Here is an 18,895-nt window from a genome sequence, read left to right on the forward strand (position 1 = left end):
TAATGGATTGCCGGCGGTTCCAGCAGGAGCAAGCGTGCGCCCCGGTCGTGCAGCGAGTGCTTCACCACATGAACTGGCCGCCGTCCACAATCAGTTTCTGCCCCGTGATGTACGTGGCCCCCTCGCCCACCAGGAATTCCAGCGCGTCCGCCATCTCGTCGGTGGCACCTATCCGGCGCTGCGGTATCTCATTCAGCAACGCATCCATGTACTCCGGCTCGGCCAAGCGGTAGCGCGTACGCATTTCTTCCGTGTCGATCATTCCCGGAATGAGGCAGTTCACGCGGATACTCGGAGCGAGTTCCATGGCCAGGCACTTGGTGAGATGAAGCATCCCGGCTTTGCTTGAACAGTAGTTGGCGCCGTTCATCCGGGGCCGAATCGCCGTGGTCGCACCGATGTTGACGATGGAACCGCCGCCGGCCTCCAGCATGACCGGGGCGAAGGCCCGTGTCATATAGAACGGGCCGGACAGATTGGTGTCCAGTACCCGGCGCCAGTCGGAGTCGGAAATCTCAAGCACCGGACCGTCGATATTGAGACCGGCATTGTTCACCAGGACCTGCGGGACTCCGTGCTCGGTCCGTACGAGTTCAGCGAGTTCGGCGACTTCGTCCGGGTCGGACACATCCGACCGTACGACAGACAGCCCCTTCTCCACCTCATGCAGAGCAAGCTGTGCCGACTCTTCGTCACTGCGGTACGTGGCGACCACCCGGAATCCCATACGGGTCAGCCGGTGACTGAAAGCGAGACCAATCCCCTTGGTTCCGCCGGTAACGATGGCAAGCCTGTCAGGCGAATCCACTCAAGCTCCCTTTCTTGGATGCGGCGCCGAGGACACGAACAGGGCACGCCGCCCCGCCCCGGCACCGAGGAAGCGGGAAGGCGGGTGGGGTGACGACAGAGGTGACGGAGATGCGGTCCGGATCAGGTGCCGGCAGCGCGGGGCGGGCCGCGCTCAGCGCCGTTGCGCGGCAGCGCGCGGATGCGTGCAACGCGCACACACGCGTGCCGCGTGGAGGGATGGGACGGGCCTGTGGGTTGGCGCACGGCGCCCGGGTGCGGGATGCGGGAACGCGTGGGTGCACGGACATGAGGACCCGAAGGGTGGGTCACACGGGCGCAGGGCCCCGGCGAAGTGATCCGGCGCGCCCTGGACGGGCGGTCCGCCCCGTGTCAGACGGCCGGAGTTGCCCGCCTGCCGGATCGGCAGGGCGGCATGGAACGGACCGGACTCACTCGGCGATGGGCTTGCGGGCACGCAGGATGACGTCGAAGCGGCCCGGGTACTGGCGGTCCATCGGCTCGAAGCCCGCTTCGGTGTACCACTGCTCGAATTCCCGCGCCGTGTAGATACGGCCCTCGGGTGACGCGATCGTCTGGACGTACCCCGCCATGAACGCGGCGTGGGCGGGCCCGGTCTCGTCGTCGTCCTGGGCACACGCGACGATCACCATGTGACCGCCCGGCTCCAGCGCGCGGTACGTCTTCGCGAAGAGGTCGCGGACCTGGTCGGGCGACCAGATTTCAAGGAAACGGGAGTAGACGACGCAGTCGTGGGACGAGGGGAACTCGTCCTTCCAGATGTCGGTCCCGACCGCGTTGATGCGCTCGGAGAGGCCCGCCTCGGCGATGCGGGTGGCGGCCATCTCCGCCACGTTCGGCAGTTCGAGGATGGTTGCCTGAAGATGCGGCCAGCGCTGCGCGAAACCGATGGAGTTGGTCCCGGTGCCTCCGCCGACGTCGAGCACCTTCTTGTACGACGAGAAGTCCACGGCATTGACGAGGTCCTCGACCACCGAGCGACTCTGGTGTTCCATCATGGCCGTGAAGACCTGCTCCAGGTTCTTGTCCTCGCCGAGGAGCTCGTAGAGCGTGGTCGCCGGGGAGCCGGCGAGGAGTTCGCGATGCAGCCCCTCGTTCTCGTTGTTCACCAGCGACTCGTGGAGCCAGCCCATCGGCTGGTACAGCATCTCGTGGGTGTAGCGGACGATCACCGGCATGAACGCGTCCTGATCACCGGCCAGCAGGTCGGTGGCCGCGGTGTTGTGGTAGCCGTCGCCCTCCTTGCGTACGAGGTCGAACGCACAGCACCCGAGGAGCAGCACGTGTCCGGCACGTTCCTGCAGCCCGAGCTCGGCGGTGATCTCGCCAAGGCTGCTGCCCGGCCGATTCTTGAGCAGGGTGAAGAGTTCGAGACGCAGAGCGGCGTGCATGAATGGGAACCTGAAGCTGGTGTACACCAGCTTCCACAGCTCGTCCAAGGCCGTCTCCGAGAATTCCTTCATAGTTTACCCTCCACGTTTCTTGCAGGTCGCGAGCAATCGCTTTCGGCCATGGAGTAGTCAAGTTCCACAACCAGTTTTCTCCGGTTGATGGTCAATGCGGAACAGACATACCTCGACACCCCCAGCACCCGAAGTCGGGTCTTCGAAGTTGCGCGGTAGGGCGTGGTCACGTCAGGGCGACCGCTGGTCGTCCCGACGGCTTCCGGCCCCGGCCGGCCGGGCCCGCAGCAGTGCCGCGACGGTGGCGTTCGACGGTCGACCGGCAGCGTGCACCGCATGACTTCGCGGGCCAGAAGGCGGAACACAGGTCACGCGATGCTGCAGCCGTTCACCCCAGCTCGGCGCCAAGCACATGGAACCCGCCCCGTGGAGCGGCATCGACATGAAGGGAAGGTTTCGCCACGACCGCTCACGTAGTTGACACTCACAACCACAGACCTAACTTCAAATGCAGCAATCGCACAAGAGATCGCAGGACTCCCCTCTCCACCCGTGGCGCGAATCGCGCGATGCGCGACCACGCAACCCCTTGTTCAGCGAGGTCCTACTGTCGGGAACGGGTCGAATTCAGATTAGATTCTGTCTGAAAACATCTCACGCCCGAAGATCCGAAGCCGCGTCCTGCGGAACGGTGCAGCGACTTCGATTCTGTCTGAAAATATCTCACGCCCGAAGGTCCGAGGTCGTATCCTGCAGAACGGTGTAGCGACATGATCCCACTGATCACCCTCCCGCAACTCCCCGGAGTGCTCACCGCTATTTTCGCGTCAAAGGCACTTCTTTCTTTGCAGCCAACAAGACCCTGGAAAAGTCCCATCGTTGCAGGTCAGAAGCATTTCTCGTGTCATGAAAGCCAGCGGTAAGCAAGGGGAGCGGGTAGTTGTGCGGGTGGGGGTGCGAGATTAGAGTGAGCGGCCGTGCTCGGAGTGGTCGGCGGGGGCCGGTAACCCGGGCCTGAGGGAAGGGAATTCCGTCGTGACCGAGACCGAGAAAGCCGCCGCCGATCCCGCGATACCCGACAGAACAGACCAGCCCGACAGCCCGGGCGGGATCGAGGTGCTCGCCTCGCTCAGCCCCGACTTCGACGCCGACCCGTACGTCGCCTACCGCCGACTGCGCGAGCGCGGTCCGGTGCACCAGGTAGTGGGGCCCGACAGGGGGGTGGTGTGGCTCGTGGTCGGGTACGAGGCCGCGCGCGAGGCCTTCGGCTCCCCGCTGCTCAGCCGGGACTGGCAGCGCGAGTACCGGCAGCCCGGCTGGACCCCGCCGTACGCCCTGAACATGCTCGGCAACGCCAACATGCTGATGAGCGACCCGCCCCACCACACCCGGCTGCGGAAGCTGGTGGCGCGGGAGTTCACGGCCCGGCGGGTCGAGGGGATGCGGGGCCGCGTCCAGGAGATCACCGACGAGCTGCTGGACCGCATGGCGGCGGACGGAGCGCGCCGCGCCGACCTCATCGAGGCGTTCGCCTCCCCGCTCCCCATGATCGTCATCTCCGAACTGCTCGGCGTCCCCGGCCTGGATCGCGCTTCCTTCCACGCCTGGTCCAACGAGACCCTCGCGCCCACCAGCCCCGAGGCGGAGAAGGAGGCGTACGAGCAGGTCATGCCGTATCTCACGGGGCTCATCGCCGCCAAGCGCGAGAGCCCCGGGGAGGACCTGCTCAGCGCCCTCGTCCACACGGTCGACGAGGGGGGCGACCAGCTCACCGAGGACGAACTGGTCTCGTTGGCCTTCCTGATGCTCGTTGCCGGGCACGAGACGACGGTCAACACGATCGGCAACGCGGTGCGCGCGCTCTTCGTCCACCCCGAACAGCTGGCGGCCGTACGGGCCGATCCGGCGGGGCTGGCGGCGGGGCTGGTGGAGGAGACGCTGCGCTACGACGGGCCGGTGGAGACCACCACGCCGCGCATCGCCCTGGAGGAGACCGAGATCGGCGGCGTACGGGTGCCGCGCGGTGCCATCGTGCTGATCGCCATGGCCGGCGCGGACCGTGACCCGGCGCGCTTCCCCGATCCGGAACGCTTCGACGTACGGCGCGAGGAGGCACGGGGCCATCTCTCCTTCGGACACGGGATCCACTTCTGCCTGGGCGCCCCCCTCGCCCGCCTCGAGGGCGAGGTGGCGCTGCGCGCGCTGCTGGAGCGCTGCCCGGATCTGACGGCGGACGGGGAGCCGGGGGAGTGGCTCCCGGGGATGCTGATCCGGGGGAGGCGGAGCCTGCCGGTGCGGTGGTGACACACCCGCCGGGGGCGGCCTTACGGGTGGGTGAGCGGTCGCGGCACGCCGTGCGCGCAGGTCAGCCGGGACGGTCAGTGGCGGGGTCCGCACTGTCCGCAGTGCTGCGACAGTGGCGTCACGCACCGGACGGGAGAGAGGCGATCGTCATGACCGCGCCCCTGCTGCCGACGAGCACCAGGAGGGCTCTTCCTCGCCCACCGGCGCGACAGGGCAGGGGAGTTCGAGGAGCCGCACTTCCCCGACCAGGCCGTGTACGCCGAGGCCGTCCACGCGCGGCACCCGGGCGGGCCCCGGCTGCCCGCCTTCGGGGACACCCCACACTGGGGCCCAGCGGCTTCCCCTCCGACGACCTCCGCGCCGGCCGGCAGGAGCCCGAGCGGCGCGCCGTGCGCTTCCAGGAGGAGACCGGGGCCTCGCCCGAGCGGGCAGGGCAGCTGATCCCGGCGCCCGCCGAGGGACCCGATCGCGGCGCGTGTACTGCTCGCCGCCGAGGTCGGTGCAGGGAACACCGCGGGTGAGCATGTGCCAGATCGCGACGGCCGTGGAGTGTTCGACGGCGACCAGGGCCCGCATGGGTCCCCGGCGGGAGGCGATCCGGTGGCAGGGCACGGGCGGTCGGCAGCCACATCACGCAGCCCGCCTGACGGCGGACACGCTCTCATCAGCGATCAGCCGGTGCCACCCGGACCGGCGACAGCACCCCTCGGATCCGGTTCCCGTTGCCGTCCTCCGCCACCGGACTCGAATCCGGGCTCATGGGCACCGGGAGTAGTTTCGGGATCGTCCGGAACGGACAGGGGCCATCCTGCCGTCCCCAGTCGACTCGAGCAGCACGGACGCGGAAGGCGCCCTCGTCTTCCCTCGCCACCGCGGAGCCCGAAGGGCCCCTGGTTGACTCAGGTGAAGAAGCGTGTCGGTTCCCTGTCCGCGTGTCCGCGTCGAGGGCGGCGGTAGCGGTGTCGCCGGCCAGGCGGGCGGTGTGCTGCTGGTCGAGACGGTCCGCAGGGCCGGGCTGGACACCGCGACATCCGCGTCACTGGCCCTGGACCGACGTGATCACCGACGCCCTCGCCCGACTCGAAGCCCTCCCGAACCCCGGCTGACCAGCACGTTCCCTTCCCTACGAGCAGCACCATCCCGACCGGAGCCGTGGAACCCGGCGCCCACCCAACGCGACAGCCGGGCCATCAGCGCTGCTGCCACCAGCCCGAACACCCACAACGGCCCGCCGGAAGAACCGACGGACCGTCACGAAAGTCCGAGGACAAGGGGTGAAGGGAAAGGAGTCAGCCAACCCCGGAGCCCGAACACGGGATCACCACCTCGTCGACGAGCCCGAACTCCCGGGCCTGTTCCGCCGTGAGCACTCGGTCACGCTCGATGTCCTCATGGACCTTCGCGACATCACGGCCGGTGTGGTGAGCAAGAAACCCCTCGATGAGCTCACGCTGACGCAGCACCTCATGGCCGTGGATCTCCAGGTCCGAGATCTGGCCCTGGCTACCGGAGCCACCGGCGCACGGACCGGTCGGCCGCCCGCAGATCGAATACGACGCGCGCGGTGCCCGTCCCCTTGCGCACACCGCACGCTGAGGTCGCACCGCAGGGATCACCACCCGTCACGACCGCCCGGACACCATGGATCATGGACACAAGCCGAGTAAGCGACCCCGATACGGCCATCCGACCCCGAAGGGCGCGCCCAACGCTCACCAACGACGACTTCGTGATCACGAGACCCGCGCAGAAGAAGCGCCCGTCCCCGTGTTTCCTTGTCCGCTCAGCCGACCGTGCGTCAACACCAATACGCGTGCGACGCGGACCATCCCACCGGCCCACAGGCGATGGTCGGCGAGCGAAGACTGCACTTCAGGCGCACACCAGGATTCCGTTGGCGTCGGCGTGTGGACGCGGGGAGCAGTTGTCCAGTCATTACAGTCCGTCTGCATGACGACGGTAGTGACACGCACGGTCACCTATCCGGCCGACGGCCTGACCATGGTCGGTCACCTTGCGCTCCCGGCTGGGAGCGGCCGTCTGCCTGCGGTTCTCATCGGGCCTGAGGGACCAGGGCTGAACGACTACCAACGGCGCCGGGCCGACGCACTGGCCGAACTCGGCTACGTCGCCCTGGCCTTCGACATCAATGGAGGGCGCTGGTTCACCGACCCCGAAGAGATGCTGGCGCGCATCACCCCGCTGCTCCGCGACCCCCTGCGTATGCGGGACATCGGCCACGCGGCACTCGACGTCCTGCGCGCCGAACCGCGCACCGACCCCGACCGGATCGCCGCCGTCGGATACGGCACCGGAGGTGCGATCGCGCTGGAACTCGGCCGTGACGGCGTCGACCTGCGTGCAATCGGCACGGTCAACGCACTCACCACCGGCCGACCGGGCGAGGCAGCGCGCATCCGGTGCCCGGTGTGGGCCGGGGTCGGGTCGGAGGACCCGATCATGCCGCCAGCGCAGCGCGAGGCGTTCGTCGCCGAGATACAGGGCGCGGGTGTCGACTGGCGTCTGGTGCTGTACGGGGGCGCGGTGCACGCCTTCCACCACCCTCCCGTCGACCAGATGGTGGTCCCCGGAGTCGGCCACCACCCTCGGCACGCCCAGCGCGCTTGGCGCGACGTCGTGGGCCTGCTCGCCGAGTGCCTGCCCGTGGCGGAGTGAGACCTGCGAAAAGGAGCCGTGCGGGCGAGCCGGTGGTTCCGGGATTTCGCTGACGGTTCGCCGGTTGCGACCGTCGACGACGAACTCGTCGGTTTCCTCACCGGCTACCGCCACCCTGAGAAGCCCGAGACCTACGTGCTGTTTCCCGGCAGCCTCTTTGCCGACAGTCACCACGACGAGGTCCTCTACCGCATCGGCCCCCTGCCCGCCGACTGACTGGTGGTGTGCGGCGCCGGTGTGGGTGGCCTGATGTGCGCCAGTGCCCTGGGCGCGCGTGGTTGTCGAGTTCTCCTGTTGGAAGGACAGAACCAACCGGCTCCCTCGGCCAAGGGCGAGGTCTTCCAACCGAGTTCACTGGCTGTCATCGGACTCCCCGGCCTGCGCTCCAACGGCGTCGCCTGCCGGCGCGATCATCTTCGCGGCAACCTCGGGCCGCACGGGGCAGCAACTGCCTATGCCCGTTACGGGAGTTGGTGCGCCGGCAGCTGTCACCGCGGCCGGTCTCCAGAACTCCACCGCCGCCTCGCCATGACCGACCTGATGACCCGCCGCCCCACCGGCAGGTTCCTCATCGTGCTCCGGGCCGGCCGCCGTATCCGCTGGACCGGCCCTCCTCGGGCGGTCTCCATCCGTCGGGCTGTCGCGTCGACTCCTTGAAGCGATAGCCGAACCCGCGCACGGTGTGGATGTACCGCGGCTGTCCCGGAGGTTCGCCCATCTTGGTGCGCAGGCGTTTGACGCAGGCGTCCACCAGTCGGGCGTCCGCGTGGTAGTTGTGCTCCCAGACCGCTTCGAGCAGTTGCTGCCGGCTGAAGACCTGGCCCGGCGAGGCGGACAGGGTCAGCAGGAGCCGTAGTTCGGACGGGGCGAGCGCGACCGGCACGCCCCTGCTGCTGACGGTCAACGCGGTGCGGTCGATGGCGAGTTCGCCATGGGTCTCGATCTTCGGCAGGCCCCCGTCGAGGGATGCGCCGACGCGCCGCAGGAGGGCACGGATCCGCGCTTCGAGGACCCTGGCCTGAACGGGCTTGACGACATAGTCGTCGGCTCCCGCTTCGAGTCCGACAACGATGTCCACGTCGTCGCCCCGGGCGGTCGCCATGATGATCGGGATCTGGTTGTCGTCGGCGCGGATCCGGCGGCAGACCTCCAGCCCCGACATACCGGGCAGCATCAGATCGAGGACCACCACGTCCGCCCCGCGGGACCGCAACCGGCCGAGCCCGTCCTCACCGGTCGCGGCGACGGCGACGTCATGTCCCTTGCGGCGCAACGCGAGTTGGACACCCTCGCGTACCGCACAGTCGTCTTCGATCAACAGGACACGCGGCATGCACACAAGTATCCATAAACGGAACCCACTTGGCGGATGATCCCGTGATCACGGGTGATTTGTCACCGGCCTGACCGGCTGCGGGCGCGCGACGCCGACAGGGGGGCCGTTACGGTCTCGTGACATTCCGGGCCAGGTCCGATCACATGACTCCTCCAGCCTCGATCACTCACAACGCCCTTTCGGCAGTCGCCAGTTCGCGGTGAACAAGGAGTCCCCCTCGATGCGCAGGCCGTCGTCCCAGAAACCGTCCTCGCCCCCGGTGCGAACCCACCGTGCCGCCCGCTCCGGTCGCAGGCGCCTGATCGACTACCCGCGCCGCGGCAGAAAGGGCGTCCGTCGCTGGCTGCCGTCCTGGCGGCTGCTGCTCGGAAGCTTTCTGCTGTTCGCTGCCAGCCTGTGCGGGCTCTTCGCCTACGTGTACGCGCAGGTCTCCATACCGGACGAGAACGTGGCGGCGCGGCAGGAGGCCAACGTCTACTACTGGGCCGACGGCAGCCAGATGACGGCCGTGGGGCAGGTGAACCGGCAGATCGTGCCGCTGTCCCAGATCCCCGTCCCGATGCGGAACGCGGTGGTGGCGGCGGAGAACGCGAGTTTCTACAGCGACCCCGGCGTCTCCTTCAAGGGTGAGTTGCGCGCGGTCGTCAACATGGCCAAGGGCGAGGACGTCCAGGGCGGTTCGACCATCACCCAGCAGTATGTGAAGAACACCTATCTTTCGCAGGACCAGACCTACACCCGCAAGATCAAGGAGTTCTTCATCTCCCTGAAGCTGAGCCGGACGAAGAGCAAGGACCTGATTCTCCAGGGCTATCTGAACAGCAGCTGGTTCGGCCGCCAGGCATACGGGATACAGGCCGCGGCCTACGCGTACTACGGCATCCCGGCCAAGGACCTCGACCCGAGCCAGGCCGCGCTGCTCGCGTCGACACTGAAGGGCGCGGATCAGTACGACCCTTCGCTCAGCGCCGCCAACCACGCCCGTGCGGTGACGCGTTGGAGCTGGATCCTGGACCGCGAGGTCACGAGCGGGCTGATGACCCCGGCGGAGCGGAACACGTACCGGACGTTCCCGGAGCCGAAGAAGCAGTCGGTGGCGACGAGCATGGCCGGCCAGATCGGCTATCTCGTCAACGTCGCCAACGCCTACATCACCAAGCGCACGAGACTGGCGGACAAGGATCTCGCGCGGGGCGGCTACCGGATCCACACCACCTTCGAGAAGGACAAGGTGCGGCGGCTGGAGCAGGCCGTGAAGGACGTCACCGGCGAGGGCCTCGACCCGAAGAACCGTTCCGCCGACCGTGATGTCCAGGTCGGCGCGGCCACGATCCGGCCCCGGGACGGTGCCGTACTCGCCCTGTACGGCGGCTCGGACGCCACCAAGCACTTCACCGACAACGCGGACACCTCCGGCGTACCGGTCGGGTCGGTGTTCAAGCCCTTCGCACTCGCCGCCCTGTTCAACGGCAAGCAGCGCGCCCAGCCCGTCCGCCGGTCGGAGTACACGCCTCCGCCCGGGATCTCGGACATGCAGAGCGCGTTGGTGACCTCGGCCCACGCGCCCTTCGTCCAACTGGGCAAGTCCATAGGCTGGGTCGTGATCAGGAACACCGCCGTCAAGGCCGGGCTGCTGCGGAGCAGCATGGCCCCGCTGGAGCAGACGTTCCCGATCGGCACCTCGACCCCCAGCGCCATCCGGACCGCCGACGCCTACGCGACCTTCGCCAACGAGGGCAAGCAGAACGACCCTTACTCGGTGACCGGGATACTCCGGCACGGCAAGCCGGTCGGCGGTCTCCAACACCCGCACCCACGCGCCGCGTTCGGTCCGGGGGTGGCCGCGATCGTCGACAAGATGCTGCACGGTGTGGCCTTCCGGAACGGTACCCAGGCGATCGTCCCCGACTCCGCGTCCGTCGCCACCGGCGCCCACGACCTGACCAAGTCGGCCTGGTTCGTGGCCTACACCAAGGACCTCTCCACCGCCATCACCCTCTTCCGCAACAAGCCCGGCCAGGCACAGCTCCTGCCCCTCAAAGGCGTGGGCGGCGCCGACTCCCTCCGCGGCAATATCTTTCCGCCCCGGATCTGGGCCCGTTTCATGGGCCACACCGGCGACTTCGACCTGAACCGCACGTAGTCCCGGAGCGGGATCCGACCACACGGGCCGAATCGACGACACCACGGTCACCCGCCCCGGGCGACGAACGGACCGCGACGAGCAGTGGTTCGAACAGGGCGGCGCGCCGACATCATCGACACCGCTGCCGCTCCCCCGGCGACGAGCCGCCCCGGGCGGACCGAGGAACCACCGGCCACCGGCCCGGCCTCGTCCGCCACTGTTCCGATTCCAGTTGCTGTACAGCGCCGGAGCGGACGAACTCGCCAGCTACTGGCGGCCTACCGTGACGGATGTTCACCAACGAGGGCATATCGCAGTGGAGCCACATCAAGTGAGCAGCGCAGCCGATGAGTACGCCTTCCTGTGGAACGGCGGTGAAGAAGGCTGGGTCGTCGTCCGTACGAGTGTCGGGGTAGGCGCCCTACGCGGAGGTGATCGAGCTGATGCGAACACGCGGGCGTCCGCTCCTGGACTCCGTCCCGCAGTAGGCACAGTGGCCCGCTTCTTCACCGGAGTCCCCTTAAAATCTCGCATCTTCACAGGTCGTCGACGCCTGTGGCCTGTACCACCAGCAGTCCGGGAACCACCTGAAGTCGGTTGCCTGGAGGCTTTGTTGCACTCCAGGCAATGCGACTCGGGTGCCTCCAGATGTGGGAACTCGCCGATACTCCCGCCCGTCGAATCCGGAGCTCCCGGCCCAAGGACGGCAGGGACGGTCCCGGGACCGCGCGCAGGGAGACGCTGGATCTCCTCCGCCACTTCACGCGTCAGCTCCGCCAAGAGATCACCAGCACATGGCCGCAGTCGGTTCACGGGACGGACCGGAGCTCCCCACCCAGCCCTCCTACGACCGCTCCGGGAGAGCCGGCCGTCACCGCGTCGACCGTGCCCCCGCGCCCGAGCCACGCATCATCCGCCCCGATCCGCCGCCCGAGCCACCCGAGTGCCCGCCCCGGTGCGGCTCATTCGCCGCACCCATGAACACCCGTCCGTACGGCCCGGGAACGACCGGATACAGTGCGCGGGACGGCAGCCTGGTCAGAGAGGCGTAGCGTGACCGACACCAGCGACACCCGACCCGCCGACAGCGAGGTGCAGGCTCCGCGGCAGAGCAGACTGCACCGCCTGATGCGCTACCTCCCCCTGATCGCCCCCGTCCTGCTGTGGGCCGTGCCCTGCGGGGTGCTCCTGTACACCGGCCAGCACTGGCCACTGCCCGTCGCACTGATCGGCACCGCCCTGTTCGTCCTCGGCCTCGTCGGTATGCCGCTCGCGATGGCGCGCGGCCACGGCCGGCGCCAGCAGGACCGGGCGGCGATAGTCGGTGACACCCTGCTGGGCGCCGGCTGGGTTCTGTTCACCTGGTCCGTTCTGCTGGGCGTCCTGTTGCGGCTCGCCCTGACCGTGGCCGGCGTCGGCGAGGGCCAGGACCGGGCCCGGATCGTCACCTGGGCCGTCCTCGGTACCACCGCCGTACTGCTCGCCTGGGGGTACGCCGAAGCCCGCCGCGTGCCACGCGTGCGCCGCCTCGACGTGCAACTCCCGCGGCTGGGTGCCGGGTTGGACGGTCTCCGCGTCGTCCTCATCACCGACACCCACTACGGCCCGCTCGATCGCGCTCGCTGGTCGGCGCGGGTGTGCGAGACGGTGAACACGCTGGAGGCCGACCTGGTCTGCCACACCGGCGACATCGCGGACGGCACGGCCGCACGCCGCCGCGCCCAGGCCGTCCCCCTCGGAACCGTGCGGGCCACCCATGCCCGGGTGTACGTCACCGGCAACCACGAGTACTACAGCGAGGCCCAGGGCTGGGTCGACCTGATGGGCGAGCTGGGCTGGGAACCGCTGCGCAACCGCCATCTGCTGCTCGAACGCGGAGGCGACACCCTCGTGGTCGCCGGCGTGGACGATGTCACCGCCGAGTCCTCCGGCCTGCCTGGCCACCGCGCCCACCTCGCCGGAGCCTTGACCGGCGCCGACCCCGACCTGCCCGTCCTGCTCCTGGCACACCAGCCCAAGTTCGTCGACCGGGCGGCAGCCGACGGCATCGACCTGCAGCTCTCCGGCCACACCCACGGCGGCCAGATCTGGCCCTTCCACCACCTGGTCCGCCTCGACCAGCCCGCCCTCGCCGGCCTCACCCACCACGGCAGCCGCACCCTCCTCTACACCAGCCGCGGCACCGGCTTCTGGGGCCCGCCGTTCCGCGTCTTCGCCCCCAGCGAGATCACCCTGCTCGTGCTCCGCTCCCCGCGCCTGCCCACGCCGCCGTAGCACCGGGCGGGCCAACCACATCCGCGGGGAGCAGTCCACGAGCCGAGGCGTCCGCCGTCGACAGATGACCGGTCCCGTCTCGACGCCGGGGCGCCGGGCCGGGCCGCGCCGGCTGTCAGCGGCGGTTCCCCTGTCCTCGGCCCATCCACCAAGATCCATCGCAGGTCGGCTCGTTAGGGTCGGAGGCATGACAACATCCCTTGCCGGCAGTGCCTTCGACTCGCTCCGCCTCGACGCCGTGGCCGACCAGGAGGCGCTGCGCCGGATCTATCAGCCTCCCAGCGACGCCGCCGTGCGCAAGCAGATGACCGAACTCACCGAGCAGACACGGCGGTTGATCGGCTGCTCGTCGCTGGTCCTGGTCGCCAGCGTGGACGCCGAGGGCAACTGCGACGTCTCCCCGCGCGGCGGCCCCGCCGGGTTCGTCGCCGTCCTGGACGCGCGCACGGTGGCGATACCGGACGCGACCGGGAACAAGCGGCTGGACACCCTGCACAACGTCGTGGCCACCGGACGGGCCGGGCTGCTGTTCGTCATCCCGGGGCGCACCACGACACTCAGGGTCAACGGCCGTGCCTGCGTGTCCACGCGCCCGGAACTGCTGTCCCAGCTGACCGCCGTCGGCAAGCCACCGGCCAGCGCACTGGTGGTGGGGATCGAGGAGGTCTACCCGCACTGCCCCAAGTCACTGCTGCGCAGCGGCGCCTGGAAGCCGGAGCAGTGGTTGCCTGCGGACGCCCAGCCGGCCTCGGCCGAGGTGACACTGGCCCAACTGCGCATGCCGGAACTGACGATCGCCGACATCGAACAGGTGGAGGCGGACTCGCTGAAGTACCGGTACGAGTAACGGGCCGAACCTGCGCTTCCCGAACCACCAGCCGACCCGACCCCGGGCCGGCACGCCCCCAAGTCCAGTCGCGAGGCGGCCCGTTGACACAGGCCGAAAAGGTGATGCACCTGTGGTGACTCGCTTCTAGGGTTGCGCCCATGCCGACGCCCGCTTCACCGCTGTCCGCGTATCCCCCGTTGAACGTGCGGGTGCACACCCCCCGGCTGTCCTTGCTGGGGGCGACGGACGAGCTCCTGGAACGTCTGGTCCCCGCGGTGCGCAAAGGGGTGGCCACCAGCCCTCCGTGGCCCTTCGACGATCCGATGTCGCTGTACGAGGACAGCCCGGAACGCGAGTGGCGCTGGCTGCGGGCGATTTGGTCCGGGCGGGGCCGGGTCTCGGCCGGTTCCTGGCGCCTGTACTTCGTCGTGGTCGTCGACGGGGAGCCGGTGGGCATGCAGGATCTGATCGGCGTCGACTTCGCCAGGTTCGGCACGGTCAGCACGTTCTCCTGGCTCAGCCCCGACGCGCGCGGCGCCGGGTTCGGGAAGGAGATGCGCCAGGCGGTGCTGCATCTGGCCTTCGAGGGGATGGGGGCCGGTGAGGCGGGCAGCGACGCCTTCGTCGACAACCACGCCTCGAACCGTGTCTCGGAGGCCCTGGGGTATGTGCCGAACGGTGTCTCCTGGGACACCCGGCGGGGCGAGCGGGCGCAGATCAGGTGCTGGCGGCTGACCCGCGAGGAGTGGATCCGGCGGCGGCGTGACGACATCGAACTCGTCGCCGTCGCCGACTGTCTGCCTGTCCTCGGGATCGACCCCCAACTGCCGGGATGAGCGCTGGGGTTGCCGGGCCCCGGAGGGGACACCCGCGAGACGCTCGCGAGACGTCCGCGTAACTCCCAAAAGATGTGGATCGTTATGCGAGCGCACCTCGCCAACCCGGCCAAAAACAAGAGGACTTGCTCCATGCCTCATGGCAGCGCACTGCGCAGCGCGATCGCCACTCCCCGCACCACACCTCTGATCGGCGTGTACGACATGTACTCGGCGTCGATCGCGGCCCAGCACTACGACGGTTTCTTCGTCTCGGGATTCGGATTCGCGGCGTCCTACTACGGTCTGCCGGACATCGGCTTCATCGCCTGGCCGGACATCGTGGCCTTCACGGAACGGCTCCGCTGGGCCTTCCCCGACCACCACCTCCTGGTGGACATCGACGACGGCTACGGCGACCCGGAGGTGGCCTGTCATGTCGTACGCCGTCTGGAACAGGCCGGCGCCTCAGGGGTGATCCTGGAGGACCAGAAGCGCCCGCGCCGGTGCGGCCATGTGGCGGGAAAGCAGCTCCTGCCGCTCGACGAGTACCTCGACAAACTCGAACGGGTGCTGGCCTGCGGAACCGATCTGACCGTGGTCGCGCGGACCGACGCCACCGACGACGCCGAGATCCTCACGCGTGCCAAGGCGCTCGCCGCCACCGACGCCGATGTGGTGCTGGTGGACGGCGTGCGCGACGTCGAGGCGATCCGCCGGATCCGCGACAGCATCGGTGACAAGCCCCTGCTGTTCAACCAGATCGCCGGAGGCCGCTCCCCCCGTTTGTCACTGGGCGAGTTGGCGGAACTCGGTGTGGACGTGGCGATCTACAGCACCCCCTGTCTCTTCGCCGCGCACGAGGCGATGGACAAGGCTCTGACCGACCTCAAGGCGACGGACGGCCGGCTCCCGGCGGGAGGGGACGACCGGATCGGCGTCCCCCAGTCCGTCGAACTGCTCACCCGCAACCTCCGGGGAACGCGGGGCACTCACGACAGCTGACGTCACAACAGCTCGTCGACGTCCTGCGGCGTCGAGGGCCGACAGTCACCAACTGTCGTCCCTCGTACGTCCGTTCGTCCGCTCTGGGCGATTTCCCGTCGGGAACGTTCCTCGCCCAACGTGAGGCGGAGCAGCAGCCGCAGGGGCAGTCCATCGCCGCTACCCGGCCGCCGATTCCCGATTGGGGTCAGTCGCCGTCGGGCCGCCAGTAAGCTGGGGCGGCTGCGGCATCCCCACCAACATCCGTCCCCCCAAAGGGACATGGGCGGCAGCGGTCGAGTCGTCTCACTGCGTGAGGATGAAGGAACAGGTGCTGATAGCGGGCCGGTACCGGCTGAACATCGCCATCGGGCGTGGCGCGATGGGCGAGGTCTGGCGGGCGTACGACGAGATGGCCGGCAGGCCGGTGGCCGTCAAGCTCCTGCACGCCCAGAACTCCGAGCCCACCGCCGCCGCCCGGTTCCGCCTGGAGGCCCAGACCGCGGGCCGGCTCAGCCACCCCCATGTGGTCGGTGTCGTCGACTTCGGCGAGCAGGAGGGCCGGCTGTTCCTGGTGATGGAACTGGTCGAGGGCGACAGTCTCGCCGCCGTGCTCACCCGGGCGGGAACCCTGCCGGCCGAACAAGTGGCGCGCATCGCCGCCGAGTCGGCCGCCGGACTCGCCGCCGCACACCAACAGGGCATCGTGCACCGGGACATCAAACCCGGCAACCTTCTCCTCGACGCCAACGGCTCCCTGAAAATAGGCGACTTCGGCATCGCGCAGTTCATGAACGACCCCGGCGGCGCGCTCACCGCGACCGGCCAGATCGTCGGAACCAGCCTGTACATCGCCCCCGAACGCGCCCTCGGCCAGCCCGCAGGACCCCCGTCCGACGTCTACTCGCTCGGCTGCGTGCTCTACCAACTCCTCACCGGACAGCCCCCGTTCCGGGCAAGCAGTCCCATCGCCGTCCTCCACCACCACCTCGACACACCCCCCGTACCGCCCCGGGAGCTCGGCGTCACACTGCCGCCCGCCTTCGAGAACTATTTACTCGGCCTCCTCGCCAAGCGGCCCGAAGACCGCCCTACGGCGCGTCAGGCGGCCGAGTGGTTCGCCTCGGGCTCCTGGAGGGGACGTCCCGAGCCCCTCCCCGCCGCCGCACCGCACCCCGCGCCGGGACCAGGCGCGACCGCCTGGGACGAGGTCGTGAAGCCCAAGGCGAACGCGTCTCCCGGCTCCGCGACCACGTACGCCTTCCCGTCCGCCGTCGCCGGCACCACGGCGTCCCACCGGACACGACGTCGGCAACGAACGGGAGCCCGCGGCGCCGTCGTCCACCGATCGAGGACAGTGGGAACCGTCGCCGCCGTGGTGGTCTTCCTCGCGGCACTACTGGTCGGCCTGGCCTGGTTCTCCCCCGACCACAGCTCGGCGGACACACCACCGACGGACACGCCCCGCAGCACGAACCCCACCCCGGCACCCGCTCAGCCCTGAACTCTCCGCCACCCGGCGGCAAGGGGCCCGGCCTCAACGCGGCTCCGCGCCCTCCCGCCGCGCCCCAGGGCTGACAAGTCCCGTCTCGTACGCGACGACAACCGCCTGCGCCCGGTCGCGGAGGGAGAGTTTGGCGAGGATGTGGGAGACGTGGGTCTTGACCGTGGCCTCGGAGAGGTGGAGCCCGGTGGCCAGTTCCGCGTTGCTCCGGCCCTGGGCGAGCAGTCGTAGGACATCCAGTTCACGGGGTGTCAGGGCGGCCAAGTCGCGGTGGAGGGAGGCAGATTCGGGAACCCGGCGGGCGAACCGTTCGACCAGGCGGCGGGTGATGGCGGGGGCGAGCAGGGCGTCGCCGGCGCGCTGGACTCCGCGTCCGGCGAGGAAGTGAGCCGACTGCTACGGGAGTTGAACGCCGACGGCCAGACGATCCTCGTGGTCACGCACGACATGGCGCTCGCGGAGTCGTGCACGCGACGCACGGTCCGGCTCGTCGACGGCCGGATCACCTCCGACGTCACCTCCTGCGCCACCGCCACCGCCGTCGGCACGGAACCGGAGTCCGTCCGATGAACGGGCTGGGCCGGGTGATCCGCTCGGGCATGGCCCGTCGCCGGGTGCAGACACTGGTGATCGGGCTGGCCACGATGCTGGCCGTGACCGCGTCCGTGCTCGGCGGTTCGCTGCTCGTGTCGTCGCAGGCGCCGTTCGAGAAGGCCTTCGACCGGCAGCACGGGGCGCAGCTGACCGCGCAGTTCGACGCGAGCCGGGTCACGGCAGCCCAACTCGCCCACTCCTCGCGGGCGTTGGGGGTGACCGACTCGTCCGGCCCGTTCCCGACCGTGACCATCGCGCCGGAGTTCGGTGGACAGAGCGGGGCGCCGCTCTCGGTCGCCGGGCGTGCCACGTCCGACGCCCGGGTCGACAACGTGGCGGTGACCAACGGCCGTTGGGTCGACAAGCCCGGCGAGATCGTCGTGTCGGCGGGCACCGGACCCGGAGTACGGCTCGGTCAGAAGCTGGACTTCCCTGATCTGCCCGGCAGTCCGGCACTGACGGTGGTCGGCCTGGCCCGCTCGGTGAGCCGTACCGCCGACGCCTGGGTACTGCCGTCACAGATCGCGAAGTTGACGCCGTCCGGCAGGATCGGCGGGTACCAGATGCTCTACCGCTTCACCCACGCCGACACCTCGGCCCAACTGACCAGGGACCGCGCCGCGTTGACGGCGACACTGCCCGCGAAGTCGCTGACGGGTGCCCGGTCCTGGCTCGGTGTGAAGAAGATCGCCACACGGGAGACCGCGCTGTTCGTGCCCTTCCTGGTCGCGTTCGGAGTGCTGGGCCTGGTCATGTCGGTACTGATCGTCGGCAATGTGGTCGCGGGCGCGGTCGCCACGGGCCAACGCCGCATCGGCATCCTCAAGGCCGTCGGCTGCACCCCCGGCCAGGTCGTAGGGGCCTGCGCGGGCCAGGCCCTGCTCCCCGCTGTGGCCGGCGCGGCGCTGGGCACGGCCATCGGTCATCTGCTCGCCGTCCCCGTCCTCTCCGAGACAGCGGACGCCTACGGCACGGCCGGGCTCGGCGTCGAGCTGTGGGTCGATGTCGCGGTGATCGGCGGGGTGTTGACCGTGGTCGCCCTCACCGCGTGCGCGAGCGCCTGGCGAGCCGGACGGCTGCGTACGGTCGACGCGCTGGCGGTCGGGCGTATGCCGGCGGCGGGCCGACGAGGTCGGTGGACGATCGGGGTCATACCGGCGGCGGGCCGGGGTTGGTGAACGTTCAGGCGCACACCGGCGGCCGGCCGGAAGCAGTGGACGGCC

The 18,895-nt window shown here is 69.3% G+C and carries 14 protein-coding genes and 3 pseudogenes; 12 read left to right on the top strand and 5 right to left on the bottom strand.

Annotation, left to right across the window (positions count from 1 at the left end):
• Positions 1 to 61: 61 nt before the first annotated feature.
• Together ACIQBL_RS20150 and ACIQBL_RS20155 are read right to left on the bottom strand one after the other, a co-directional pair.
• Entirely contained in the window at positions 62 to 808 is a 747-nt protein-coding gene (locus ACIQBL_RS20150) for an SDR family NAD(P)-dependent oxidoreductase (protein WP_401943596.1), read from the bottom strand.
• Positions 809 to 1,238: 430 nt separating this feature from the next.
• Positions 1,239 to 2,291 carry a methyltransferase gene (locus ACIQBL_RS20155; protein WP_401943599.1) on the bottom strand — a complete coding sequence of 351 codons (1,053 nt, stop codon included), beginning with the start codon at positions 2,289 to 2,291 and terminating at the stop codon, positions 1,239 to 1,241.
• Between the two features lie 975 nt (positions 2,292 to 3,266).
• Here ACIQBL_RS20155 and ACIQBL_RS20160 point away from each other — a divergent pair.
• A complete protein-coding gene (locus ACIQBL_RS20160; RefSeq protein WP_401943601.1) occupies positions 3,267 to 4,535 on the top strand; it encodes a cytochrome P450 in 1,269 nt (422 codons plus the stop codon).
• A 1,289-nt stretch (positions 4,536 to 5,824) separates the two neighbouring features.
• Here ACIQBL_RS20160 and ACIQBL_RS20165 read toward each other — a convergent pair.
• Positions 5,825 to 6,154 (bottom strand): ClpP family protease, encoded by a 330-nt coding sequence (locus ACIQBL_RS20165; protein WP_401943604.1) that lies wholly within the window; start codon positions 6,152 to 6,154, stop codon positions 5,825 to 5,827.
• A gap of 331 nt (positions 6,155 to 6,485) precedes the next feature.
• Here ACIQBL_RS20165 and ACIQBL_RS20170 point away from each other — a divergent pair, with 331 nt between their 5' ends.
• From ACIQBL_RS20170 to ACIQBL_RS20180, 3 genes and pseudogenes are all read left to right on the top strand, one after another.
• Positions 6,486 to 7,211: a dienelactone hydrolase family protein gene (locus ACIQBL_RS20170; RefSeq protein WP_401943607.1), complete on the top strand. Its 726-nt coding sequence runs from the start codon at positions 6,486 to 6,488 to the stop codon at positions 7,209 to 7,211.
• Positions 7,212 to 7,244: 33 nt separating this feature from the next.
• Positions 7,245 to 7,427: pseudogene (locus tag ACIQBL_RS20175) on the top strand (hypothetical protein); the annotation flags it as partial.
• Positions 7,428 to 7,433: 6 nt separating this feature from the next.
• Positions 7,434 to 7,868, top strand: a complete 435-nt coding sequence (locus ACIQBL_RS20180) for an NAD(P)-binding protein (protein ID WP_401943609.1) — start codon at positions 7,434 to 7,436, stop codon at positions 7,866 to 7,868.
• On the opposite strand, the gene ACIQBL_RS20185 is transcribed toward ACIQBL_RS20180, so the two are convergent.
• On the bottom strand, positions 7,780 to 8,544 hold the full coding sequence (locus ACIQBL_RS20185) for a response regulator transcription factor (RefSeq protein ID WP_401943612.1): 765 nt from the start codon (positions 8,542 to 8,544) through the stop codon (positions 7,780 to 7,782). The two genes, ACIQBL_RS20180 and ACIQBL_RS20185, sit on opposite strands and share 89 nt — an antisense overlap.
• Before the next feature lie 223 nt (positions 8,545 to 8,767).
• Between ACIQBL_RS20185 and ACIQBL_RS20190 the strand changes: the two genes are divergently transcribed.
• The 6 genes from ACIQBL_RS20190 to ACIQBL_RS20215 all read left to right on the top strand — a co-directional run bounded on the left by ACIQBL_RS20190 (position 8,768) and on the right by ACIQBL_RS20215 (position 17,078).
• Positions 8,768 to 10,690, top strand: a complete 1,923-nt coding sequence (locus tag ACIQBL_RS20190; protein ID WP_401943615.1) for a transglycosylase domain-containing protein — start codon at positions 8,768 to 8,770, stop codon at positions 10,688 to 10,690.
• 1,035 nt (positions 10,691 to 11,725) lie between these two features.
• Positions 11,726 to 12,946, top strand: coding sequence for a metallophosphoesterase (locus ACIQBL_RS20195; protein ID WP_401943618.1), 1,221 nt, complete (start codon positions 11,726 to 11,728; stop codon positions 12,944 to 12,946).
• A 187-nt stretch (positions 12,947 to 13,133) separates the two neighbouring features.
• Entirely contained in the window at positions 13,134 to 13,793 is a 660-nt protein-coding gene (locus ACIQBL_RS20200; protein ID WP_401943620.1) for an MSMEG_1061 family FMN-dependent PPOX-type flavoprotein, read from the top strand.
• A 140-nt stretch (positions 13,794 to 13,933) separates the two neighbouring features.
• Positions 13,934 to 14,611, top strand: a complete 678-nt coding sequence (locus ACIQBL_RS20205; RefSeq protein ID WP_401943623.1) for a GNAT family N-acetyltransferase — start codon at positions 13,934 to 13,936, stop codon at positions 14,609 to 14,611.
• Between the two features lie 132 nt (positions 14,612 to 14,743).
• Positions 14,744 to 15,595 carry an oxaloacetate decarboxylase gene (locus ACIQBL_RS20210; RefSeq protein ID WP_401943626.1) on the top strand — a complete coding sequence of 284 codons (852 nt, stop codon included), beginning with the start codon at positions 14,744 to 14,746 and terminating at the stop codon, positions 15,593 to 15,595.
• 298 nt (positions 15,596 to 15,893) lie between these two features.
• Positions 15,894 to 17,078, top strand: a complete 1,185-nt coding sequence (locus ACIQBL_RS20215; RefSeq protein WP_401944037.1) for a serine/threonine-protein kinase — start codon at positions 15,894 to 15,896, stop codon at positions 17,076 to 17,078.
• Positions 17,079 to 17,111: 33 nt separating this feature from the next.
• Here ACIQBL_RS20215 and ACIQBL_RS20220 read toward each other — a convergent pair.
• Positions 17,112 to 17,438: pseudogene (locus ACIQBL_RS20220) on the bottom strand (response regulator transcription factor); the annotation flags it as partial.
• On the opposite strand from ACIQBL_RS20220, the pseudogene ACIQBL_RS20225 reads away from it, so the two are divergent.
• Together ACIQBL_RS20225 and ACIQBL_RS20230 are read left to right on the top strand one after the other, a co-directional pair.
• Positions 17,433 to 17,648: pseudogene (locus ACIQBL_RS20225) on the top strand (ABC transporter ATP-binding protein); the annotation flags it as partial. The pseudogenes ACIQBL_RS20220 and ACIQBL_RS20225 overlap by 6 nt on opposite strands.
• Positions 17,645 to 18,850, top strand: a complete 1,206-nt coding sequence (locus tag ACIQBL_RS20230) for an ABC transporter permease (RefSeq protein ID WP_401943628.1) — start codon at positions 17,645 to 17,647, stop codon at positions 18,848 to 18,850. The pseudogene ACIQBL_RS20225 and the gene ACIQBL_RS20230, both read left to right, overlap by 4 nt.
• Positions 18,851 to 18,895 lie beyond the last annotated feature (45 nt).

The sequence above is a fragment of the Streptomyces sp. NPDC088350 genome, assembly GCF_044753545.1.
Classification (GTDB): Bacteria; Actinomycetota; Actinomycetes; order Streptomycetales; family Streptomycetaceae; genus Streptomyces.